Consider the following 20378-nt stretch of genomic DNA (forward strand, 5'->3'; position numbering starts at 1 on the left):
ATTCTTCATTGGCCTTTGGCAGTGGAATTTGTCACTTTTGCAATGGACTAACAAAGCACATTTAGCCATTCAAAATATGATCACCACTGACATATGTATTATCGGAGCCGGGCCGGTTGGCCTGTTCGCCGTCTTCGAAGCAGGTTTATTAAAAATGCGCTGCCACCTCGTGGACGCACTGCCGCAGGTTGGCGGCCAGCTTTCAGAAATATATCCCCAAAAACCAATTTATGATATTCCAGGCTTCCCGTCCATTCAGGCGCAGCAGCTGGTCGATAACCTCATGGAGCAGATCGCTCCCTTCAAGCCGGGTTTCACGCTGGGCGAACGCGTGGATACTGTCAGCCGATTGGATAACGGCGGCTTTGTGGTGCAAACCCACGACGATACCCGCATTGAATGCAAAGTACTTGTGATAGCGGGCGGACTGGGCTGCTTTGAACCGCGCAAGCCTGTTATCAATGGTTTGGAGCAGTTTGAGGGAAAAGGCATTTCTTATTTTGTCAAAAACCCTGAAACTTTCCGGAACCGCAAATTGGTACTGTCAGGCGGGGGCGATTCTGCGTTGGACTGGGCTATTTTCCTCGCGCCTATCGCTTCCGAACTTACGCTTGTTCACCGGGGCGAAACATTCCGGGGCGCACCCGATTCAGCCGAAAAGGTGGTTGAAATGGCGCACCAGGGACAGCTCCGGCTCTTGCTCGAATCGCAGATCACCGAAGTAGCAGGGAACGGGCATTTGCAGTCACTTACCGTATCCAGCAAACACAATGGGGTGTTTAACCTGGAAGCTGATCACCTGATCCCACTTTTCGGACTGACACCCAAGCTGGGCCCGATAGCCGACTGGGGCCTTGCGCTGGACAAATCTGCCATTGAGGTGAATGTAGACGACTACTCCACATCTACGCCGGGCATCTTCGCGATCGGAGATATCAATACTTATACAGGCAAGCTGAAACTGATTCTGTCGGGGTTCCATGAAGCCGCTTTAATGGCGCAAAGTGCCTTTAAATATGTTTATCCCGAGCAAAAACTAAGCTTTAAGTACACAACTGTTAACGGTGTTAATGCATTCTAAGATGATAGAGCTGACAGTAATCGATCGCCAGGGACAGGAAAAAGCGCTGCAACTGGTGGAAGCCGAAGAGGCTAACCTCATGGAAACATTGAAAAACCATGATTATGAAATGCGCGCAACCTGCGGCGGGCTCGCATTGTGCGCCGACTGCCACTGCCTCATTCTGAAAGGCCAGGACCAGCTCGCCGAACCGCAGGACGAAGAGTTAATGACACTCGAAACCCGTCCGGATGCACAGGATAATAGTCGCCTGGCGTGTCAGCTCAAAGTCAGCAGTGACCTGCACGGCGTTTTGCTGCAGCTGACAAATTATGCGAATTAGATGAAGTGAGAAGCTATCCCGGCTTCTCACTTAAACTCGTTCTGCAGCAAGGTTTCGATATACCCGATCTCCTGCATATACAGCGATTGCTTCCGTTTGCCGAAATAAAGCGTGTTTTCCAGCGGCTTAAAACCTTCCCAGATCTTCGTCACCTGGCCGCCTTCAATCGCTTGCCTGCATAGAAACTCCGGTAGCACAGCCAGTCCGTTTCCCTGCGAAAGGCAGCGGATGATTGAGAATTTATTAGGGACGATATAGTTGGGTAAAAAGCCCGGTCGCTCCCCGAAGTTCACCTCCCAAAAACTGTTGAGAACACCCATATCCGCAGCGGTATTGTACCAAAGCTGCGTCTTCATCCAGTCTCTTGCAGCAGTTTTATCCGATTGATCCGGTACCTGGAACCCGCTCAAATCCGTGTGCAGCCCCGCTACCAACACAAGCCGCTCCACTGTGAAAGGATCGTAGATCAGCCCGTTGCTGCTGCTTGTGCAGGTGGTCAGGATCAGGTCTACCGCTCCATTTTCGAGAGACAAATTCAGCTGATCGTGGCTTCCAAATTGCATGATCAGGTTGAAACCGAGGGCAGGAATATGCCTTTCCAGCGCTTGCTGAAAGGTTTCCACGCACATACCCACACTTACTGTCGCGCGCTCGGTACCCGATTTCCGCTGAAAGCGCATTTCGATATCTTCCAGGCACATCAGTGAATTGAGCATTTGCTGATACAACAACTTCCCCTTTTCAGTAGGTATCATTTTACGCGCAGTGCGTTCGAAAAGCGGAAAGCCGGTATAGGATTCCAGCGCATTCAAATGCAATCCCACACCAGGTTGAGAAACGTACAGCTGCTTGGCAGCTCCGCTCATGGTACCTGTGTCGTACACCGCTTTGAAAGTCCGGAACCATTCAAGGTTAGCTTGCATGTATAATATTAGTTATAGACATCGCAAATTTAACTTATTTTTATTATAATTAACAGCCGTTTAGTTTTGTCACATTAAAAATATGCGACAATGAAAAAGGTATTTATTATTAACGGCGGGCAACAGTTTGCTCACTCGGGAGGCAGGTTCAACAAGACACTGCTGGAAACAGACCAGACATTTTTTACACCTGAAAACGGCTACGAACTACGTACGACGGAAGTCGATCAAGCATATAATCTGGCGGAAGAAGTTGAAAAATACGTTTGGGCAGACCTGATCATTTACCATTTCCCGGTTTGGTGGTTTTCTGTTCCCCACAAATTAAAGGAGTACATCGACAAGGTTTTCACAGCCGGTCACCGCACCGGAATGTACAGGAGCGACGGGCGCAAGAGCGACAATCCGCAGGTTAACTATGGAACAGGCGGCAGTCTGGACGGAAGAAAATACATGGTAACCACCACCTGGAATGCACCCGAGACCGCATTCACACTCCCCGGCGAATTCTTTAACGAGACCAGTGTAGACGATGGCGTTTTAATGGGCTTTCACAGGATGAATGCATTCCTGTCCTTGCAGCGGATTAATGGAATGCATTTTCATGATATGGAGAAGAACGTTACACCCGAGCGGGTTTCAAATTATAAAGAACTGTATCTGAACCACCTGAAAACCACATTGACAAACAACTAGGTATATGGACGCGAAAAAAGTTTTCATTACGGGAATCACGGGATATATTGGCGGCTCGGTTGCCATGAAGTTGAAAGAAACAGGATATCACGTGACCGGACTGGTGCGCAAGCCGGAAGATATCGACCGCCTGAATGCGCTGGGACTCGAAGGGGTGTTGGGCAATATACACGACGAGCAACTGCTCAGAAGGTGTATCTCAGGTTCAGATACGGTAATTCACACGGCCGAATCTGCCGATGATTCATTTGCAGCCGGTCTTTTAGTGGACTTGCTTGCTGGTACCGGAAAAACACTGGTTTTCACCTCAGGCTCCGCTATTTTGGGCGGAAAAGAAAAAGGAGAAGCCAATGATTTCAGGTTTACAGAAGATATCCCCTTGCAACCCCAACTGGAAATGGCGTCGCGGGTGCTGGTGAACCAGTTTATTCAAAGGGCGGCAACACGCGGGGTGAGGAGCATTGTGATTGTGCCAACAATGGTGTACGGAAAAGGTACCGGTCTCAAAAAAGACAGTATCCAGCTGCCGGCACTGATCCGCTTTTCAAAGGAAAAAGGGCACGGAGTGTATTTTGGAAAAGGAGCAAACCGGTGGTCTAACCTGCATATTGAAGATCTTGTGGATTTGTACCTGCTGGCTATGGAGAAAGCAAAACCTGGTTCTATCTATTTTGCAGAAAACGGTTCTGCGACAATCAGGGAGCTTGCAGTAAAGATCAGCGACGTTTTTCAGCTGGGTGAAGCGCAGTCGGTGTCAGTGGAAGAGGGAACCAAACAATTCGGCGCGATCGGCGCGCATTTTGGTTTTGCATCAAGCAGCTATTGCAGTGCCGACAAAGCTAGAAAAGAATTGGGCTGGAAACCTGAATTTGCCAATATTATGGACTTTACAAATTAACAAATTGAACGTATGTCAATCTATTTAACAGCGATAATCAAGAGTAAACCTGAGTTTACAGCAGAGGTAAAAGACATTCTGGAAAAAATGGCCATTGAAACGCGGAAAGAATCTGCGTGTGTACTTTACGATCTGCACCAGGGGATTAACGACGAAAACGTGTTTGTTTTTTACGAGATCTGGGAGAACCAGGCTGGTCTTGATAACCACAATCAACAACCTTACATTAAGGAATTCGTGAGCCGGGCCGATTCCCTGCTCAGCGAAATGCCGACGCTTTACCTGACCCAAAAAGTCGACTAGTCAGCTTTGAAGTTCAATTCATAATGAAAACTCCCGCCGAGCAAATGCATTCGACGGGAGTTTCCATTATTTATTAAAAATCCTGACTTACACTCTGTCCCGCCATTCCTTCGGCAGGCAGCTTGAAGTTCAGGAGCGTACTTCCCTTTGAAGTTCCATTACTTACTTTAACAAGACCGAAACTCACACTGAGCACTTTACTTACTTCCAGTTCAAGTGAGCTCAGCTTCTCAGTAGGGTCCGAAACAGTGATTCGCTGAACTGCATTCCCTCTCGTTTTTACCATGACCATACACGGATCTTTCGCAGTAATCGTGAGCTGATCGCTGATTTTCTGTGTACCTGCTTTATAAAACACGATCTGCGTAACACCTAATCCTGCATGCTGTACCGCCTGTATTTCGGGACTGTTTGCAAGAATGCGCACGGGTAGCTGCTTCCTGTATGCTGCAATCTGCGCTGTTTTCATGCCGGGAACAACAATGTACTCATAGCTCCCACCCGCCGGCTTGCGTCCGTGATCCAGCCAAACCTTGAACACATCCTGCTTTACCTCTTCGTCGGTAGCCCAGGAATGGTGATTGATCTGCCGCCAGGTACCTGTGGCAGTCACATTGCTCACGTTCAGCTTCGTTGGCCTGGTAAACAGGTAAGCCACGTCATCGTGCTGTACCCAGTCGGCCGCTTCCAGCTGATGTTCTCCTGTTTTTAAAACAGCTGTTTGTTGGCCGTCGCTCACAGTTACATTGCCCGCAAGCAGACACTGATTCAGGGTAGTAGCAACCGGGTTATCTGCATCAGAAGTAATGCCAGCACCCAGACTCACATACTCCCGATCAAAGAAAAACCAGGCTTTTTTCGCTTTCAATGGATCATGTACACTCGCAAAGTCGAATGCGGCTGCACCATAACGCTGGTCCGTCACGCCGCCCGTGAAATCATTTAAACCAGGTTTGGCGAGCTCTTTCCAATGCGCTACATCAGGCTTTTGTACCACCGTCGTACCCGGAATTTTCTGCCAGTCCCAAACCGGGAAAATCCCGTCGAACTCTTTGCCGGTCTGTGAAATAAAGTTGCTGCCGTCGCCGTAATGGTGGTTTTTCAAACCCTCCTCATTATGCGGCTGCTCCATGTTGGCAGCGCGTTTGCTGTGCATGCGCACCGACACATAATAGTCGGGCCGCTGATGGGTGTAGTAATGCGAATGCCAGAAATAGTGATCGCGGGTCAGGTTCGGCTTTACCTCCCCTTTCCTGATCCTGACGATGTTTTCGAGCTCCGCTTTGCGGTAAGAAGTAGCCCGGAGCAGGTTTTCAGCCAATTCGGGACCGGCCGGTTTCAATGCGCCTTTCCGGCTGATCCCCCGGTTTTCAGCGCCCGGATCAGGGTATCTTCCGTGGATATGCGACTGACAGATCCCATCCAGGAAGTAGTCAACCAGCAGCTTCATCGGCTCGTCGGGCAGCTTGTATTTCGTGCCTTCGGTTTTCACGGCCCAGTAGGCGAACGCATTTGCGTAGCCCGTCCCGTAAGCGAGTGTGGAAATCACATTGTCGGTGCGGTGGTGAAAGCTCAGGTCCGGCTTCAAACCGCGGCCCGTCGACACCTTAATTTCCGAAACCATCACTTTCATCACATCCGCAAGTACCTGGGGATTACGTTGAAAAAGTGCCTGTCTGGCGCGCATGCCGGCAATCTGAATCAGGTCGCCGCCCGGCCGTGCGCCGGAAGCTTCCATGTTGGCGCGGCCCGCTATCCTCACGCCCTCTTTCCGCTGGTTTGGAGTAAGGTCCTCGTCAAGTACGAGCAGGATGCTGATCATCAGGTTGGGCGTGCCCATTTCATTCCACCACCAGTTTTCACATATAAAATCATTGGCAAACCAGTAATCAAGCGCCTTTGAAATGGTCTTTTTAACTTCCGGCTTCCCCAGGTAAGGAGATCCCGGCTTCTTGAATGCACGCGCGAGTTCCAGCATATTGTTAAGGTGTACGCTATGCTCAAAGCCGGTGCGGGATACATCCGCATAATTAATCCCTGGCCAGGTACCATCCGGTTTTTGTGTTTTGACCAGATCGGCCACATTCGCCGCGTTTACTTCTGGTTTGAGCAAATCGGCTACCACACGTGCTCTGATTTTTTCAAGGTCCGCGTCGGGCTGACCAGTGCCTGCTTCGACGGGAATGGCTACATTTTCACCGGGCTTACGTAATTGCTGCGCCATAGCAAGCTGCGTCAGCAACACAAACAGTATCAGGATTTTTTTCATAGGGTTCAGGATGTGACCGGAAGCATTTTACTTCCAGTCTGCAAGTGGCTTTATTTTCGGCAGTTTGTTTGACGGCGCAAAAACCGCATTGAAACTGGTGGAGGAGTTGGCAGGCAAGCTTACCTCAAAACCTACAAACTGCGTATCGGGATTTGGCGCGTCGTAATCGTGGCCCGGCGTGGTTGACCAGGTTTTGATTTCAATTTCGGATTTGGTATCAAATACAAGGAGCATTTTCTTACCGTTTCGGGACAACTCCACCGTTTTACCATCCACTATTTTCACGGTTGCGGGAGTCAGCAGGTTCCAGCGCATTTTAGCTGCCTTTTCACCCGTTTTTACCTCGTCGCGGATCACCACCGATTGCCCGTCACGGATCGCAATCCCGCGTTTTGCAGCAGCTACCTGGCCTTTGTACATATCTGAAAGATCCGTAATAGCCCACATCGCCGACTTATCATCTGACCACGAATCGATTTTCGCGTAGCCTTTTGCATTCATCAGCTGGCCGTCAAATGTCAGGGTATTATGGGCAAAATTGTTGAGCCGAAAAACTTCCCAGCGCTGCGAGTTCTGCGTCCGGTTCCAGAGATCCACTCCCTTCGATTCCAGCGAATTATAATCCTGCATTCCAAAATCCATTGCCCAGCGCTCGCCCTGCGCGTCTATCACGAAAGAACCCACATCCATATGCGCGTGGTTTACCGAAGGTGAGCCCGTTTTAACCCCGACGAAAATCGCATTCGGATCTTCCCAGGAAGTTCGCATCAATGCAACCGGCGAAGGCCCCTGCCCTACCCATTGCTTTTTCGCAGGCGGCTTCACTGCATCCAGGTCGGTCTTGGCACCCCACACCAGCAATGCAGGCAGAATTCGGTTGCGAACGTTGTTTGCGCTTCTATCTGAAAGCAGCTTCTTCTGGGTCCATAGCAGCGACGGATCGCCAGTTTTCTCAGCATACCAGAACATGGCGGGACTTAAACCTTCTTTCAGCCCGCTATCGCCCCAGTTGTGCGCAAGGCCACTGGGACCTACCAGGTTTTGAAAAAAACCGCCTGTTTTCAAAAAGCCGGGTGACTGCGCCAGTCCGAAGTCCGTACCCAATGCCTTTTCCACTGCACTGATAAATAGTACATTAAAGCTAGTTCCATAGCCCCAGTAGCTGAATCCCTCGGGATAGGTGCCGTCGGGCTCATACGAAGGCACCATTGCTTTTGGGATGGAAGCAACGGCGCGCGAGATCATTTTGGCGGCAAGTTCCGGTTCGCTTTCCGCCACAGCCAATGCACCGAAAGTGATACCCGCATTGCATACCTGGTTCCAGTTGTGCTCCGCATTCAGGAAATTACTATACCGTTTTTCATTTGAGGGCTCGATACCTTTTTTCACGATTGCTTCTCTGATCTTACCTCTCGATTCCTCCGAAAGTCCGTCGAAGAGCCAGTCGTAACCGATCGCCATCGCCATTGTCATTTCCGCCACATCCAGAAAGTGGGTCGGGTTCCAGTCTTCAAACGCGGCTACTGCCAGCATTTCCTTTTCCGCGCGGCGGAGGTACTTCTCGTCTTTCGTGGTCCGGTAAGCGTAGGATAATTGAAAAACACGGCGCAAGCATTCGCGCGATTTGTCGAGGAGCCGCTTCCCTATTTTGATGCGCTCCACCGGCGCTATGTCCAGCATCTTGTCGCATTCAGCCAGGATTTCCTTATGAATTGCGTCCCATTCCGGGTGCTTCCGGATCTGTGACAAAACAGCCTGCTCCTCTCCTTTCAGCAAAAGCAGCCTCGGATGTTCCGCATTAAGCGATTTAAGTACATCCGGATTAGATTGGCCAAATCCGGAAATGGCGTGAAAACTCAGCACAATGCCGAGCAGTACAAAAAACTTTTTCATAATCAGAGATTGGTGTTTGTGAGGAGAAAGAGACTGTCTGAATAACGCTGATTTCCCGTGTAGTACCACGCCAGCGAAAGCCGGAATACATCGCGACAGAGGCTTCCGTGATAGTCTGCGTCTTTGATACTAAACCGCTCAGGGTTCACCTGACCATCTTTACGAATGTAAGGAAGGCCGTCGGACCTGGTGGAATCAGGCCACCAGTACGGACCCACGCTCATGTAATCGTGCTTGTCGCCGCTGGGAGGTATTTTACTTTTGTAAGTAACTGAATAAGGCCCCGACTTCAATGCTTTGTCGGCCAGGACAATTAAGTCCTGCAATGCTTTTTGAAGCTCTTTATCCCCTTTCCGTATTCTGTCTTTTGAAGCTTTCAGATAGGCGGGGCGGACAAGAAAAGTCTGGACCGGAGCAGATGCATCGGGTGCTCTTTCCTGAGCGTGGATTGTTGTTTTGGCTAAATGCGGAGAAAGGCTTGCGGGAATGGTATTCGATTTGGCAACAATGGGAAAACACAATGCCAAACCGGTGGCCATCTGGACAGCCAGTGCAATGTTCTTCATCATTAAGGGTGTTAGGAAGTGACTTGAAATGCATTACTCCCGCAGGTTGCATAGTTTACAACCTGCGGGAAATGCCGGCAGCAGGTTCAGCAATGCTACTTCATCATGTAGCGCTTGATGCTGATCTTTGCGCTTTTGGTATTGTTGTTAACCGAATTGATGTACACGTAAGCCCGGTACTTTCCGTCTTGTGTCTCCACCCACACGCCGGCCTCTGAACGGAGGTTAATGGCATAGTCGGGAGCAGAAGCGATATCCAGCTTTTGAAAATCAAGATCGTCGATGTACACACCATACTGCAATCTTGCCAAATGGAAATCGCGCAGGTTCCAGACTTTCTGCACCCTGGAAGAGCGGGTTGCGCCGGCCGGCAGGTTCACGCCCGGCAGGTAGGTTTTGGCAGAAGGAGAAACCAGTCCGTGTGAAAAAGTAATGTTCGGAATGGTACGGTACAGGTACACCAGGTCGATCTTCGATGCATTGGCAGCGGCATCGGCAAGATTGTAAACCGCCATATCTTCGATCGAAATGTATGCTTTGGTACTGTCAGTTACGTCGAGGTCGAGTACCATATCCATCTCGGCGATCTTGTAAGGTCCCATTGAATAGGTAACCGATTGTCCGTTGCTAGCCTGAGCTGAAAATTTAAAAGAAACCTCCTTGCCGCGTGCGGTTGTCGGAATGCGGTAAAAGTACCTGAGCGTGGCTGCCGAGGTATCTTTGGTGAATGTCACGGTCGTTCTGCCGCCGCTGTTCACCGACTTGCTTCCTACCTCAATGCCCACATCTTCACCGCTCCCGTTGGTATAAAAAGAGCGGTTTTCCAGGTAAGTAGCCTCGCCTCCTGCAACGGTAGCTTCCACTTCGGCAGAAACCAGCTTGCCCATTGACTTGGGAAGCGCCATTGCATAGGCAAACTCAATATTCATCCCGACCAGGTTCGGGCCGATCGTTCTTTTGATCACATCGTTTTGAAGTTCCTGTTTGAGCGTCGGAATCGCATATTCCTCCTCTTCACAGGAAGAAAGGGAAACCAACCCGATCAAAACAAGAAAGTAATACAAATAGGTATGTCTCATGATCTTGTTGTTTAAGGGTTAGGGGGTTTGCACGGTCAGGTTAACAGTATAGGTCTTCCTGACTTTGCGGTTGCCCGACACAACGGTATACTGCTTTGGTTTCGAGAGATCAGAAAAGTCTTCTTTTCCGGTGATCTTCGGATCCAGCTTTGCGTCGGTCACCAGGGAGAATTGCGGATACAGATTTTTAAGGTCAGTTCCGTAAAATACTTTCACATTGATCGTCTGCGCAGTCGTGTCGATCACGGGATTTTCTACCCTTACGGTCTGGAAATCGGGGCCGAGCAGCTCGAAATTACTGACATAGCATTGGCTGCGGCCGGTGATCAGCAAGCCATCTTCATCCACGGGAAAATCTTCTTTGCAGGAAACCAGCATGCTGACGGTCAGCATCATTGCCGCGATCCATTTTATATTTTTTAGCATTGGAATAGATATTAATGTTTTAACAAATCAGCCTGTAACTCCCTATAACCAAGGTGTATTCTGGGTCAGGTTCGGGTTGCGGTCGCGCTCGCCCGGCGGGATGCGGAAGATATAGTTTTGCTGGTAAGTACGCTCAGGGGTATTCTGGAAATACCTTTGCTGATTGGCTCCGTGGGTATCGATACGCCACAAGCCCTCGGTATAAGGCGCTCCCCAGATACGCTCCTGCGCCCGCCATCTGCGGATATCGAAGCCGCGGTGGCCTTCGCCCAGCAGTTCAATGATGCGCTCCTGTTCAATGGCCGAGAAGAATGCATCTGCGCTCGCTGTTTTGGCAGCAGTAAGTGCAGGCAGGTTGCCCCTGCGGCGGATTTTGTTAACCAAAGCAATTGCCTCAGCAGTTGGACCTTTTGTTGCATTGGTTGCCTCCGCGTACATCAGGTATACATCCGCCAGTCGCATTACCGGGAAGTTGTAGTCACCGTCGCTGCGCCCCTGTCCCGCATAATTACGGAGGAACTTGCGGAATACGTAGCCGGAGTTGCTGCCGTCGGTATTATAGGTAGTGTATTTCACACCGTTGATCGTAATGGGCTGGTTCCAGGTTTTGTAGATAAACGGTACCCAGCCGGTAGACTTCAACGAGATCATACCCACACTTTGCTCATAATCCCACATAATGGAAGCTTTCATGCGGTAATCGCGGTTCTTGTAGCTCTGCGGGTTTACTGCCGAGTTTGGCGTAGTTCGTGCAGTCGGATCAGTCGGGTTCATGGGTACCAGTTTCGGAGCAAAATCACCTGTAACGGTTGATTGGTAACGATCTGCGATTTCATACCTCGGTGCTACCCACAGCTGTGAGCCTTCATGTGAACGACCGGCAAAGTCGCGCATCAGTTCTTCACCCTGCCCTGTTCCCGTTCCTCCGTGCGTAAAGCCCATGATGATCTCGGGATCATTGTTGGCTGCCGGTGTAAACAGGTAATAGTAGTTGGGCAGCTTGTCGGCTTTCCCCAGGGAATCAATATCGCCGGGCTCACCGTTCCGGAAAAGCGCCAGACCGTAGTCATTGATCACAGAATTGAAATCAGCTGCGGCTGCAGCATAAGCAGCAGGAGCCAGACTGGCGTCCGATTTGAAAGTGTCAAGTTCCGGCCAGCCGAAACGGTTCCAGCAAGCCCAGTACAACTGCAGTTTTCCACGGAATGCAAGAGCCGCAGGCTTTCCGGCACGGCCCGCCCCCGCAGATTTTGCAGGGAGCTTTTCGTAAGCATAAGTGAAATCAGCCATAATGGAATCTTTCACCTGCGCGATCGGCGTGCGGGTCAGTTTAGATACATCTGCATTTGACTCCGCGATTTTGGTAAAATAAGGCACATCGCCCCACATCGAAATTAACCGGAAATAGACCATACCGCGTAGCAGCTTAGCCTCTCCTACGATCGCTTCCAGCTTGGCCACCGACTCCGGCTTGGCAGTTTTCAGCATCGCTTCCACATTGGTAATCACGTAATTGGTGCGGTTCACACCTCCGTACAGATACCGGTACATCTTGTCAAAATTGTCGCCGTAGCCGCTTGGGTTGTAATCGCCGTCGTGGTAAGCATCGCCGAGGCGCAGGTTACCGCTTGTGGCGCTGGTACCGCGTGTACGCACGTACTCACCGTGGCCGTCGAGGTAATAGTCCCTGTCAAACAGCGGGCGAACAGACGCATAGGCGCCGTTGAGGGCGAAAGTGGCGTCGTCTTCTGTTTTCCAGAATGCATTCGCGGCCAGCTCAGTGGTAGGATCCTGTTCAAGCAGGTCCTGAACACAGGAGCCCGTACCGAATATGAGCCCCGTAAGGGTTATTGCTGATAATATATGTTTGATACTTTTCATTGTAATGGCTTTTATATTCCTATGTTGATACCAACTGAATAGGATTTGTTCAAAGGATAGGCATCGCTTCTGTTCCCGGCTTTCTCAGGATCAAGACCACGGAACTTCGTGATTGTAGCCAGGTTTTCAGTTGAAGCAAAAACGCGGAAGTTACTGATACCAAGCTTTTTGGTCAGCGTGATCGGCAGGTTGTAGCCCAGCTGGATGTTTTTCACACGCAGGTACGACAGGTTGTCAAGCCAGAAAGTAGTTTCCTCCCGGTTGGCATTACCGCTGAGCCGTGGCCAGGCGCCGTCGCGGTTCTCGACAGACCATGGGTTATCCCAGTGTCCGGGCGTAGAAGCGTACCGCTGCGCACCGAAGTTTACGTTGTTGTAGATGTTGATCCAGTAGTCTTTTCTGCCCGCTGCTCCCTGCAAAAGGAAAGTAAGGTCAAACCCGCGCCACGAAACGTTACCATTCAATGCAAAGTTGGTGGTTGGGCGGTCACGCTGCACCTTCGGGAACGCTACCTTGTCTTCATCCGAGATCCTGCCGTCCCCATTGGTATCTTTCCGGAGGATATCTCCCGGCGACGCGCCTTGCGGCGTTGCATTGTACACGTCCTGCCAGGTTTGCGCAATGCCCTGATCCTGGTAAGTGTACAAATAATGGTAAGGCATGTTCAGGAATGTGTAGCCTCTTGGCAAGAACTCATTCCACGATTCAAGGTTCGTACGGTTGTAGGATGCATTCACAGCCACTGTATAATTGACAGCACCTTTGCGGTCACGCCAGGTGAAGTTTCCTTCGATACCTCTGTTACGCAGGTTTCCGATGTTCTTGCGCGGCGCGTCGTAAGCACCTGTAAGCAGGATCGACATTTCTGACGGACGGTTCATGCCCGTGGTCAGACGATCGTAGTAATCGATTTCAGCAGTAAGGCGGTTGTTCAGGAAGCCCAGGTCGAGACCAAGGTTGAATACTTTCGTAGTTTCCCAGGACAGATCTTTGTTCACCAGTTTGCGGTTAACAAAACCTTTCACAATTTGGCCATTGACCATATAATTGCTCGCTCCCAGCGTCGACTGCTGCTCAAACCGGCCTACCCCGCTGTTATTTCCAAGACTTCCGTAAGATGCGCGGATCTTTCCGTTAGTAAGAAAACTGCTGGTATACTGGTTGATAAAAGCCTCCTCGCTAAACCGCCAGCCCAATGCAGCCGATGGAAAAAAGCCGAACTGACTGCCAGGAAGGAACCTGGAAGAACCGTCTGAGCGGAAGTTCACTTCAAGCAGGTACTTGTCGAATGCAGCATAGTTGACCCGGCCAATGTAAGACCGCAAACCTTCCGTAGAAGAGTTACCGCCTGTTGACTGGATATCCGTCAAAGCCGCATCCACTTCGTGTAAAGAAGGGTGCAGCCTGTCGTTACGAGAGGTAGCCTGGTAGCGATCGTACCAGTATTCTTCGCTGTACACAAACATTGCCCCGATCTCATGGTTCTTGGCAATCGTAGTATTGTAGTTCAAACGGCCATTAAGCAAGGTTTTATAACCTGTATTGGTGAAATTACCTACGCCCGCATTAGGTCCTACATACACGCGGCTGCCAAACGAATTCGTCTGGAAATTGTACGATTGATTAGGCATCGCTGCATTCCAGCGGAACTGGTTGAAGTAGTTGAGTGCATAATCCAGGCGCGCAGTCAAGCCTTTGATCGGCGTCCAGTCGATGTACATGTTCGCATTGGCTTCCTGGCGGTTCTGCCTGTTCAGCTGGTTTACGTACAGCGTGTAAGGGTTATATGCCTGAGGATCTTCATTGTACGCCATTACACCACCAAAGTAACCGGTAGTAGGATCATAAGGCAGGATACCCGGAATGGCGAACTGCATGTCAAACCCTGCTGTGTTGGAAGCATCATCGTCTGTGAACCCGTCTTCCAGCGCGTAGGTCATGTTAGACCAGTTACCCGTGAATTTTACACCCGTATTGATGTTCTTACGGATCTTGTAATCGTAGTTGAAGCGCGCATTGTAGCGTTTGAAATCATTGTTGATCTGCAAACCCTTCTCGTTCATCAAACCAACTGAAATAAAGAAGTTGGACTTGTCGCCGCCGCCGGAAGCAGACAGGTTGTAGTTCTGCACAGAACCGGTCCGCATGATCACATCCCACCAGTCGGTGTTCGGATAAGCCACGGGATCAATCATCCCCAGCGCCATCCATTGATCAATGGTACCGTCCTTAAAGTTGAAGTTCTGACGCAAGGTATTCACAGCCGCTGCACGCTGGTGAAGCGTGAGTGTACGTGGATAATCAGCGAGGAAATCGTAGGCACGCGTGGGTGACTGAAAGCCGTAGTTACCCGAGAAATTGATCGTCGCTTTTTCCTGTCCTTTACCCGATTTTGTTGTGATCAGGATAACGCCGTTTGCAGCACGCGAACCGTAAACAGAGGATGAAGTAGCGTCTTTCAGAATAGATACCGATTCGATATCATTCATATTCAACCGGTTAATGTCCACATCGGGCATTCCGTCCACTACTACGAGCGGGCTCGCATTGTTGACCGTACCCAACCCGCGGATTACCAGGGAAGCGTTGTTCCGGCCTGCCATTCCAGAGTTCTGGTTTACTGCAAGTCCCGGTACCAAACCTTGTAAACCGGACGAAACGTTGCTGAGCGAGCGGTTGGTGATCTTATCGTCGATCTGGATCGCAGATACCGCCCCTGTCACATTCACTTTTTTCTGCGTTCCGTAACCTACCACAACTACCTCATCGAGCGACTTGTCTTCCGGCGCCAGCTGAATGCTGATCGCAGTACGGTTGTCTACCGTCGCTTCCTGAGATACGTACCCGATAAAGCTGAATGTAAGCACTGAGGATGCGCCTGCAACAGTAATCGTGTAGTCACCGTCGGGATTGGTGGTGGTACCATTGGAAGTTCCTTTTTCAATCACATTCACGCCCGGCAATCCAGCGCCTTTTTCGTCTGTCACCTTGCCGGTAATCGTGACAGCTGCCTTCACTTCATGCCTGACTCTGGTCAGGGTGCCACTTCTTGCCTCGATCTGAAAGCCGGGAAGCAGCCAGATACCTGACAGTACCGCAAGACTTCCCCACCGAATGCACGTAGAGGATTTTTTCATAAGGGTTTTTTTGGTTTAGAGATACACTATGTACCCCACAGTGACGTCAATCAGAAAAAAGCACCCTTACTATTTTTCAAGTTTTTATTAAAATTGTTTTATAGCTAAAAAGAGTGGGAAATAGCAGACTTCATCATACCATAATAAACTTACTCTGGACTGCACCAAGCTACATTTGTGATTTTGCATCAAAGTTCTTTATTTTGCCTATCAACTTAATAGAGTACTGCCATTAACCACCAGTCGCAGCTATTCTGACTATTTTTTTACTCACCCAAACAAATGGTTACAAAACTACCATCAACCGGGATCGGCAGATCCCGTTGGGCAGTATTGCTGGTGGCAATCATGTCCTCTCTCGGCGCAAGCGCCCAAACATTCACCATTAAAGGTAAAGTCACCTCCCCCACTGACCAGTCCGGCGCACCGGGGATCAATGTGATTTTGAAGAATTCAACCAGCGGCACTACTACGAATGCCAGTGGCCTGTACGAGATCCAGGCGCCTGAGAGCGGCGTACTGGTATTCTCCGGTATTGGATACCGGTCCAGCGAGATTCCTGTGAATGGTCGCTCCACGATCGATGTGTCGCTCGAAGTGGATACCCGGCAGCTCAATGAAATCGTGGTTGTAGGCTACGGTACGCAGAAAAAGAGCGACGTGACCGGCGCGGTAGGTTCGGTCAAAATGGACCGGGAAATTACCAGCAGGGCCATTGTGGAACTTGGACAGGCTTTGTACGGGAAAATCCCGGGTGTCCAGGTTTTGTCCAGCAACGGCCGGCCGGGCACTTCTTCCACGATCCAGATCAGGGGAATTAATTCGGTCTCGGCCAGCAGCTCACCGCTGATTGTGATCGACGGAATGCCGATCCCCAACTACGATCTGAACCTGCTCAGTGCGGGCGATATTGAATCGATGGAAGTATTGAAAGACGCTTCTTCTGCGGCCATTTACGGATCGCGCGGCGCAAATGGGGTAATTCTGATATCGACCAAAAGCGGCAAAGAAGGCAGGACAAAGTTTAATGTAAACTATTCGTACGGTATCCAGAAAGTGATTGACCGCATTGCTGTCATGAACTCCCGTGAATATGCACAGGCTTCCATTGACGCGGCGCAAAATGGCTGGATCGAAAGCGGCGGAGACCCCGCTGCCCCCAACACGATCGAAGCCCGGAAACAATATAAGTACACCTGGCCCACTGCATTTGATCATCCTGAAAACCTCGAAGATACGGACTGGCAGGATGTCGTTTTCAGGACGGCGCCCATGCAGAAGATCGAGCTGAATGCAAGCGGCGGGAATGCCAAAACGAACTTCATCGTTTCCGCAGGCTATGTGAAACAAAAGGGTATTGTGATCACTTCCGATTACAAAAAGTACACGTTTAACATCAAAGCCAATTCACAGATCAAAAAGTGGCTGCAAGTGGGCGGTATGCTGAATGTGGCTTACGACCACGAGAATGAGCCTTTCAACCGGACTGTGGAATGGGCAGTGCAGTACCCGACCATTTACCCGGTTTACGGGAACAACGGGTACCTTGGCGCGCCTGCCAATACGCCCGGCTTTGAGAAGTTCGACGCGATTTTGTTCCGTCCTAAAAACGGCCACCCGCTTTATGAGATCACGGACGATATTCAGCACAGGCAGTTCAATAACCTCGGAAATGTATTCGCGCAGATCGATTTTCTGCCCGGTTTGCGTTTCAGATCATCGCTCAATTTCTTCTATAACCGGATTGACAACAACAATTACCAGGCTGTTGACCATAACCTCGGACCTACCTACTATACCGAAGGGATTATGACCGTGAACCAGTCGCGCACCGTCAACTATACCTCGCAAAACCTGCTTACCTACGACAAAACGTTCAAGGAACACGCCTTTTCTGCGCTTGCCGGAATGGAGTACAACAACAATGAATATTACTACACCAACCAGGAGCGGCGGGGCTACGACAACGATCTGATCAAGGCGCTGAGTGCCGGAAAGACCGTTTTTCAGGCAGAAGATGATAAAAACAGGAGTATCCTGATCTCCTATTTTTCACGCCTGAACTATACCTTCAAAGGCAGGTACCTGCTCTCCGCGAGCATCCGGCGCGACGGTTCCTCGCGCTTTGGCCCGAACAACAAATGGGGCGTGTTCCCGTCTGTTTCCGGCGGCTGGATTGTATCGGACGAAGGTTTTCTGAGCTCTGTCAAAGCATTGAACAACCTGAAACTCCGCGCGAGCTACGGATTCACCGGCAACGACCGTTTTGCAGATTACAAATGGATCGGCGCCATGTCGCAGGGCAGAGTGGCTTTTGGCAATAACCTGGGTACTACTTACTACCCGGGCAGCATTACCAACCCTGACCTGGAATGGGAACGCACGCAGCAATTCAATGCGGGACTTGATCTTGGCCTGTTCAGCAACCGGATCGTGCTGGAAGCGGATTACTACATCTCCAAGTCGGACGGGCTGCTGCTGGATGTGCCGGTGCCCATCGTATCCGGTTTCAACAGTGTTTTCAAAAACATCGGCAAACTCCAGAACAAGGGCCTCGAACTCAATTTAACGACACATAACCTCAAAGGCGCACTCGGGTGGACCTCCCAGCTGAACTTCTCGCGCAACCGAAACAAGGTACTTGCACTGGGCAAAGACAATGCGCCGATGATTTACCAGCCGGGTTTTGGAATGGAGTCGATCAACCAGGTTGGCCAGCCGATTTTCAGCTTTTACGGTTATCAATACGACGGCGTGTACATGAACCAGTCGCAGATTGATGCCGACGCGTCGCATTACGCATCTGCCAAGCCTGGCGACGGACGGTATGTGGATATCAATGGCGACGGTGTGCTGAATGCAAAAGACCGGACGATCATCGGCAATTATGCGCCGGACTTCATCTGGGGTTTTACCAATAACCTGACCTACAAAGGCTTTGACCTCAGCGTGCTGATCCAGGGCGTACAGGGCAGCGATGTGTACGATAATAATATTCACCGCTCGATGCTGTACCATGAAGGCAGGAACTACTATAAAGAAATGACAAACCGCTGGCGATCGGAACAGGAGCCGGGCGATGGGTACCATTATAAATTGACGGTGGACCTGGACGGATACGAGAAAACGGCTTCGAGTTACTGGATCGTGGACGGTTCTTATTTCCGGGTTAAAAGCCTGACTGCGGGTTACACGTTCCCATCTGCGCTTCTTTCCAAGCTGAACCTGGAATCACTTCGGGTTTATGTGAATGGACAAAATCTTTTCACACACAAAAACGCGCCGATTTTTGATCCCGAGAACTTCAATGGCAGCGCGACGAGCGCCACTGCACGCGGCGTAACGCATTCTCCGTATCCGTCGGCGAAGGTTTACACATTCGGCGTCAACATTGGTTTTTAACCCAAATCCACCAACAACATGAAGCTTTTTAAACAACCTATATATTACCTCCTGGCAGCGTTCTCTGTGGTTTCGTGCAGCGAAAGCGAGCTGGACCAATATCCTGAAACGCGGCTTTCGGAAGGAAGCTTTTACACGACCGAGGCGCAGATCGTGCAGGCTGTGAACGATGTGTACCGGCAGCTGAACCGCACTTATGCAGCCAGCGGACTGGTGGATCTGTACGGTGAGCTTTACTCGGACAATACCTATATCGAATTTTCGGGCGGCGCGACCACATTTGAGGATGATATCAAAGCGTTCAGGATCCAGCCTAACAATGGGTTGATCCAGACTGCGTGGAACAACAGCTACAACTCGATTTACATCTGCAACAATGCGATCGGACAGCTTGAAAAAACGACGGTGCAATTTACCAATCCCGCATTGAACGACCGGCTGAAAGCGGAGGCTACATTCATTCGCGCGCTGATTTATTTCAATATGGTGCGGGTTTGGGGCGATATTCCCATGCCACTGAAAGTGGTGAGCGCCGATGAAAGCTACACGTACCTGCGTGAGAAAAAGGAAACGATCTACCAGCAGATCATCGCCGACCTGAAAGCCAGTAAAGCTGCATTGCCAGCAAAATACACGGGTGCAGATGTGGGCAGGGTAACCAGATATGCCGCCGCCGCTATTCTCGCGAAGGTATACCTTACCATTGGCGATAAAACCAATGCAGCGAAGGAACTGAAAGAGATCATCGACAGCAATGCCTATTCGCTCGATGCCAATCAGGATGGAAAGGTGAATAGTGCCGACTATGCATTCAACTTTGCGCCGGGCACCAAAAATTCAAAGGAATCGATCCTGGAATTGCAGTTTCTGGCGGGACAGAATGCCGTGAACAGCAATTACCAGCAAACTTATACGCCTTACCACTGGGCTTTTCACCTGCCGGGCAGCAACGAAACCTTCCGCGGCAGCGGGTTGAACAGTCCCACACCGGACCTGACGAATGAATTTGAAACAGCAGATTCGGTTCGCAGGAATGTGTCGGTATATCCCGGGTATGTGAATCTCGAAACGGGCGCATTTGTCAAATATCCTTTTACCCAAAAATACTACGATCCTAACTGGCGCTATCCCGGCCAGAATGTGGAGATCGTGCGGTATGCGGACATTCTGCTCTCCTACTCCGAAGCCACGGGCGACGCTTCTTACCTCAATCAGGTACGTGAGCGCTCGGGGCTGCCAGGTTATGGAAAAACGGGCTACCCTACCAAATATTCCACGCTTTCACTCGCCATTGAACATGAGAGAAGGACCGAATTATGCTTTGAATTTCACCGGTTTTTTGATCTGGTTCGAACGGGCCGTGCGGTGGAAGTTTTGAAGGCAAAAGGTTTTAATATAGCCGAAAGCAAGTTGCTGTTCCCGATCCCGCAAAGCGCCATTGATGTGAATCCGGGATTGACGCAGAACAACTATTAACCCAGCAGTCTTCATCCGTTTTCAGG

General features: G+C 50.3%; 15 protein-coding genes. 7 read left to right on the forward strand and 8 right to left on the reverse strand.

Going from position 1 to position 20378, the window contains the following annotated elements:
* The first annotated feature begins 76 nt into the window (after nucleotides 1-76).
* Together ASG33_RS18820 and ASG33_RS18825 are read left to right on the forward strand one after the other, a co-directional pair.
* Complete coding sequence (locus ASG33_RS18820) at nucleotides 77-1081, forward strand: NAD(P)/FAD-dependent oxidoreductase (RefSeq protein WP_056288900.1); 1005 nt, start codon at nucleotides 77-79, stop codon at nucleotides 1079-1081.
* Nucleotides 1071-1403: a 2Fe-2S iron-sulfur cluster-binding protein gene (locus ASG33_RS18825; RefSeq protein ID WP_229238734.1), complete on the forward strand. Its 333-nt coding sequence runs from the start codon at nucleotides 1071-1073 to the stop codon at nucleotides 1401-1403. Before ASG33_RS18820 ends, ASG33_RS18825 begins: the two co-directional genes overlap by 11 nt.
* Nucleotides 1404-1429: 26 nt before the next feature.
* Here ASG33_RS18825 and ASG33_RS18830 read toward each other — a convergent pair whose 3' ends face one another.
* Entirely contained in the window at nucleotides 1430-2326 is an 897-nt protein-coding gene (locus ASG33_RS18830; protein WP_056288906.1) for a LysR family transcriptional regulator, read from the reverse strand.
* A gap of 90 nt (nucleotides 2327-2416) precedes the next feature.
* Between ASG33_RS18830 and ASG33_RS18835 the strand changes: the two genes are divergently transcribed.
* From ASG33_RS18835 to ASG33_RS18845, 3 genes are read left to right on the forward strand one after another with little or no spacing between them, the layout of a single operon-like run.
* The gene (locus tag ASG33_RS18835) at nucleotides 2417-3022 is read left to right on the forward strand and encodes an NAD(P)H-dependent oxidoreductase (RefSeq protein ID WP_056288909.1); all 606 of its coding nucleotides are present in this window, start codon (nucleotides 2417-2419) and stop codon (nucleotides 3020-3022) included.
* Nucleotides 3023-3026: 4 nt separating this feature from the next.
* Nucleotides 3027-3920: an NAD-dependent epimerase/dehydratase family protein gene (locus ASG33_RS18840; RefSeq protein ID WP_056288910.1), complete on the forward strand. Its 894-nt coding sequence runs from the start codon at nucleotides 3027-3029 to the stop codon at nucleotides 3918-3920.
* A gap of 12 nt (nucleotides 3921-3932) precedes the next feature.
* Nucleotides 3933-4223: a putative quinol monooxygenase gene (locus ASG33_RS18845; protein WP_056288913.1), complete on the forward strand. Its 291-nt coding sequence runs from the start codon at nucleotides 3933-3935 to the stop codon at nucleotides 4221-4223.
* A 73-nt stretch (nucleotides 4224-4296) separates the two neighbouring features.
* Here the strand turns inward: ASG33_RS18845 and ASG33_RS18850 are convergent, their stop codons facing one another.
* The 7 genes from ASG33_RS18850 to ASG33_RS18880 all read right to left on the reverse strand — a co-directional run bounded on the left by ASG33_RS18850 (nucleotide 4297) and on the right by ASG33_RS18880 (nucleotide 15474).
* Nucleotides 4297-6492 carry a polysaccharide lyase family 8 super-sandwich domain-containing protein gene (locus ASG33_RS18850; protein WP_056288916.1) on the reverse strand — a complete coding sequence of 732 codons (2196 nt, stop codon included), beginning with the start codon at nucleotides 6490-6492 and terminating at the stop codon, nucleotides 4297-4299.
* Between the two features lie 27 nt (nucleotides 6493-6519).
* Complete coding sequence (locus ASG33_RS18855) at nucleotides 6520-8385, reverse strand: heparinase II/III family protein (RefSeq protein ID WP_056288919.1); 1866 nt, start codon at nucleotides 8383-8385, stop codon at nucleotides 6520-6522.
* 2 nt (nucleotides 8386-8387) lie between these two features.
* On the reverse strand, nucleotides 8388-8954 hold the full coding sequence (locus ASG33_RS18860; protein WP_056288921.1) for an alginate lyase family protein: 567 nt from the start codon (nucleotides 8952-8954) through the stop codon (nucleotides 8388-8390).
* A 92-nt stretch (nucleotides 8955-9046) separates the two neighbouring features.
* Nucleotides 9047-10030, reverse strand: coding sequence for a DUF4466 family protein (locus ASG33_RS18865; protein WP_056288923.1), 984 nt, complete (start codon nucleotides 10028-10030; stop codon nucleotides 9047-9049).
* A gap of 18 nt (nucleotides 10031-10048) precedes the next feature.
* Nucleotides 10049-10456 carry a hypothetical protein gene (locus tag ASG33_RS18870; RefSeq protein WP_056288926.1) on the reverse strand — a complete coding sequence of 136 codons (408 nt, stop codon included), beginning with the start codon at nucleotides 10454-10456 and terminating at the stop codon, nucleotides 10049-10051.
* Between the two features lie 42 nt (nucleotides 10457-10498).
* On the reverse strand, nucleotides 10499-12337 hold the full coding sequence (locus ASG33_RS18875) for a RagB/SusD family nutrient uptake outer membrane protein (protein WP_056288930.1): 1839 nt from the start codon (nucleotides 12335-12337) through the stop codon (nucleotides 10499-10501).
* An 11-nt stretch (nucleotides 12338-12348) separates the two neighbouring features.
* The gene (locus tag ASG33_RS18880) at nucleotides 12349-15474 is read right to left on the reverse strand and encodes a TonB-dependent receptor (protein WP_082489314.1); all 3126 of its coding nucleotides are present in this window, start codon (nucleotides 15472-15474) and stop codon (nucleotides 12349-12351) included.
* A 282-nt stretch (nucleotides 15475-15756) separates the two neighbouring features.
* Between ASG33_RS18880 and ASG33_RS18885 the strand changes: the two genes are divergently transcribed.
* Nucleotides 15757-18876, forward strand: a complete 3120-nt coding sequence (locus ASG33_RS18885; protein ID WP_056288933.1) for a TonB-dependent receptor — start codon at nucleotides 15757-15759, stop codon at nucleotides 18874-18876.
* Between the two features lie 18 nt (nucleotides 18877-18894).
* On the forward strand, nucleotides 18895-20352 hold the full coding sequence (locus ASG33_RS18890) for a RagB/SusD family nutrient uptake outer membrane protein (RefSeq protein ID WP_056288935.1): 1458 nt from the start codon (nucleotides 18895-18897) through the stop codon (nucleotides 20350-20352).
* Nucleotides 20353-20378 lie beyond the last annotated feature (26 nt).

The organism is Dyadobacter sp. Leaf189, assembly GCF_001424405.1.
Lineage (GTDB): Bacteria > Bacteroidota > Bacteroidia > Cytophagales > Spirosomataceae > Dyadobacter.

Excerpts from the sequence above, each read along its gene's own strand:
- ASG33_RS18870 (WP_056288926.1), bottom strand. The coding sequence starts at position 10,456 with ATGCTAAAAAATATAAAATGGATCGCGGCAATGATGCTGACCGTCAGC.
- ASG33_RS18825 (WP_229238734.1), top strand. The coding sequence starts at position 1,071 with ATGCATTCTAAGATGATAGAGCTGACAGTAATCGATCGCCAGGGACAG.
- ASG33_RS18840 (WP_056288910.1), top strand. The coding sequence starts at position 3,027 with ATGGACGCGAAAAAAGTTTTCATTACGGGAATCACGGGATATATTGGC.
- ASG33_RS18885 (WP_056288933.1), top strand. The coding sequence starts at position 15,757 with ATGGTTACAAAACTACCATCAACCGGGATCGGCAGATCCCGTTGGGCA.
- ASG33_RS18880 (WP_082489314.1), bottom strand. The coding sequence starts at position 15,474 with ATGAAAAAATCCTCTACGTGCATTCGGTGGGGAAGTCTTGCGGTACTG.
- ASG33_RS18855 (WP_056288919.1), bottom strand. The coding sequence starts at position 8,385 with ATGAAAAAGTTTTTTGTACTGCTCGGCATTGTGCTGAGTTTTCACGCC.
- ASG33_RS18875 (WP_056288930.1), bottom strand. The coding sequence starts at position 12,337 with ATGAAAAGTATCAAACATATATTATCAGCAATAACCCTTACGGGGCTC.
- ASG33_RS18865 (WP_056288923.1), bottom strand. The coding sequence starts at position 10,030 with ATGAGACATACCTATTTGTATTACTTTCTTGTTTTGATCGGGTTGGTT.
- ASG33_RS18850 (WP_056288916.1), bottom strand. The coding sequence starts at position 6,492 with ATGAAAAAAATCCTGATACTGTTTGTGTTGCTGACGCAGCTTGCTATG.
- ASG33_RS18860 (WP_056288921.1), bottom strand. The coding sequence starts at position 8,954 with ATGATGAAGAACATTGCACTGGCTGTCCAGATGGCCACCGGTTTGGCA.
- ASG33_RS18820 (WP_056288900.1), top strand. The coding sequence starts at position 77 with ATGATCACCACTGACATATGTATTATCGGAGCCGGGCCGGTTGGCCTG.
- ASG33_RS18835 (WP_056288909.1), top strand. The coding sequence starts at position 2,417 with ATGAAAAAGGTATTTATTATTAACGGCGGGCAACAGTTTGCTCACTCG.
- ASG33_RS18830 (WP_056288906.1), bottom strand. The coding sequence starts at position 2,326 with ATGCAAGCTAACCTTGAATGGTTCCGGACTTTCAAAGCGGTGTACGAC.
- ASG33_RS18845 (WP_056288913.1), top strand. The coding sequence starts at position 3,933 with ATGTCAATCTATTTAACAGCGATAATCAAGAGTAAACCTGAGTTTACA.
- ASG33_RS18890 (WP_056288935.1), top strand. The coding sequence starts at position 18,895 with ATGAAGCTTTTTAAACAACCTATATATTACCTCCTGGCAGCGTTCTCT.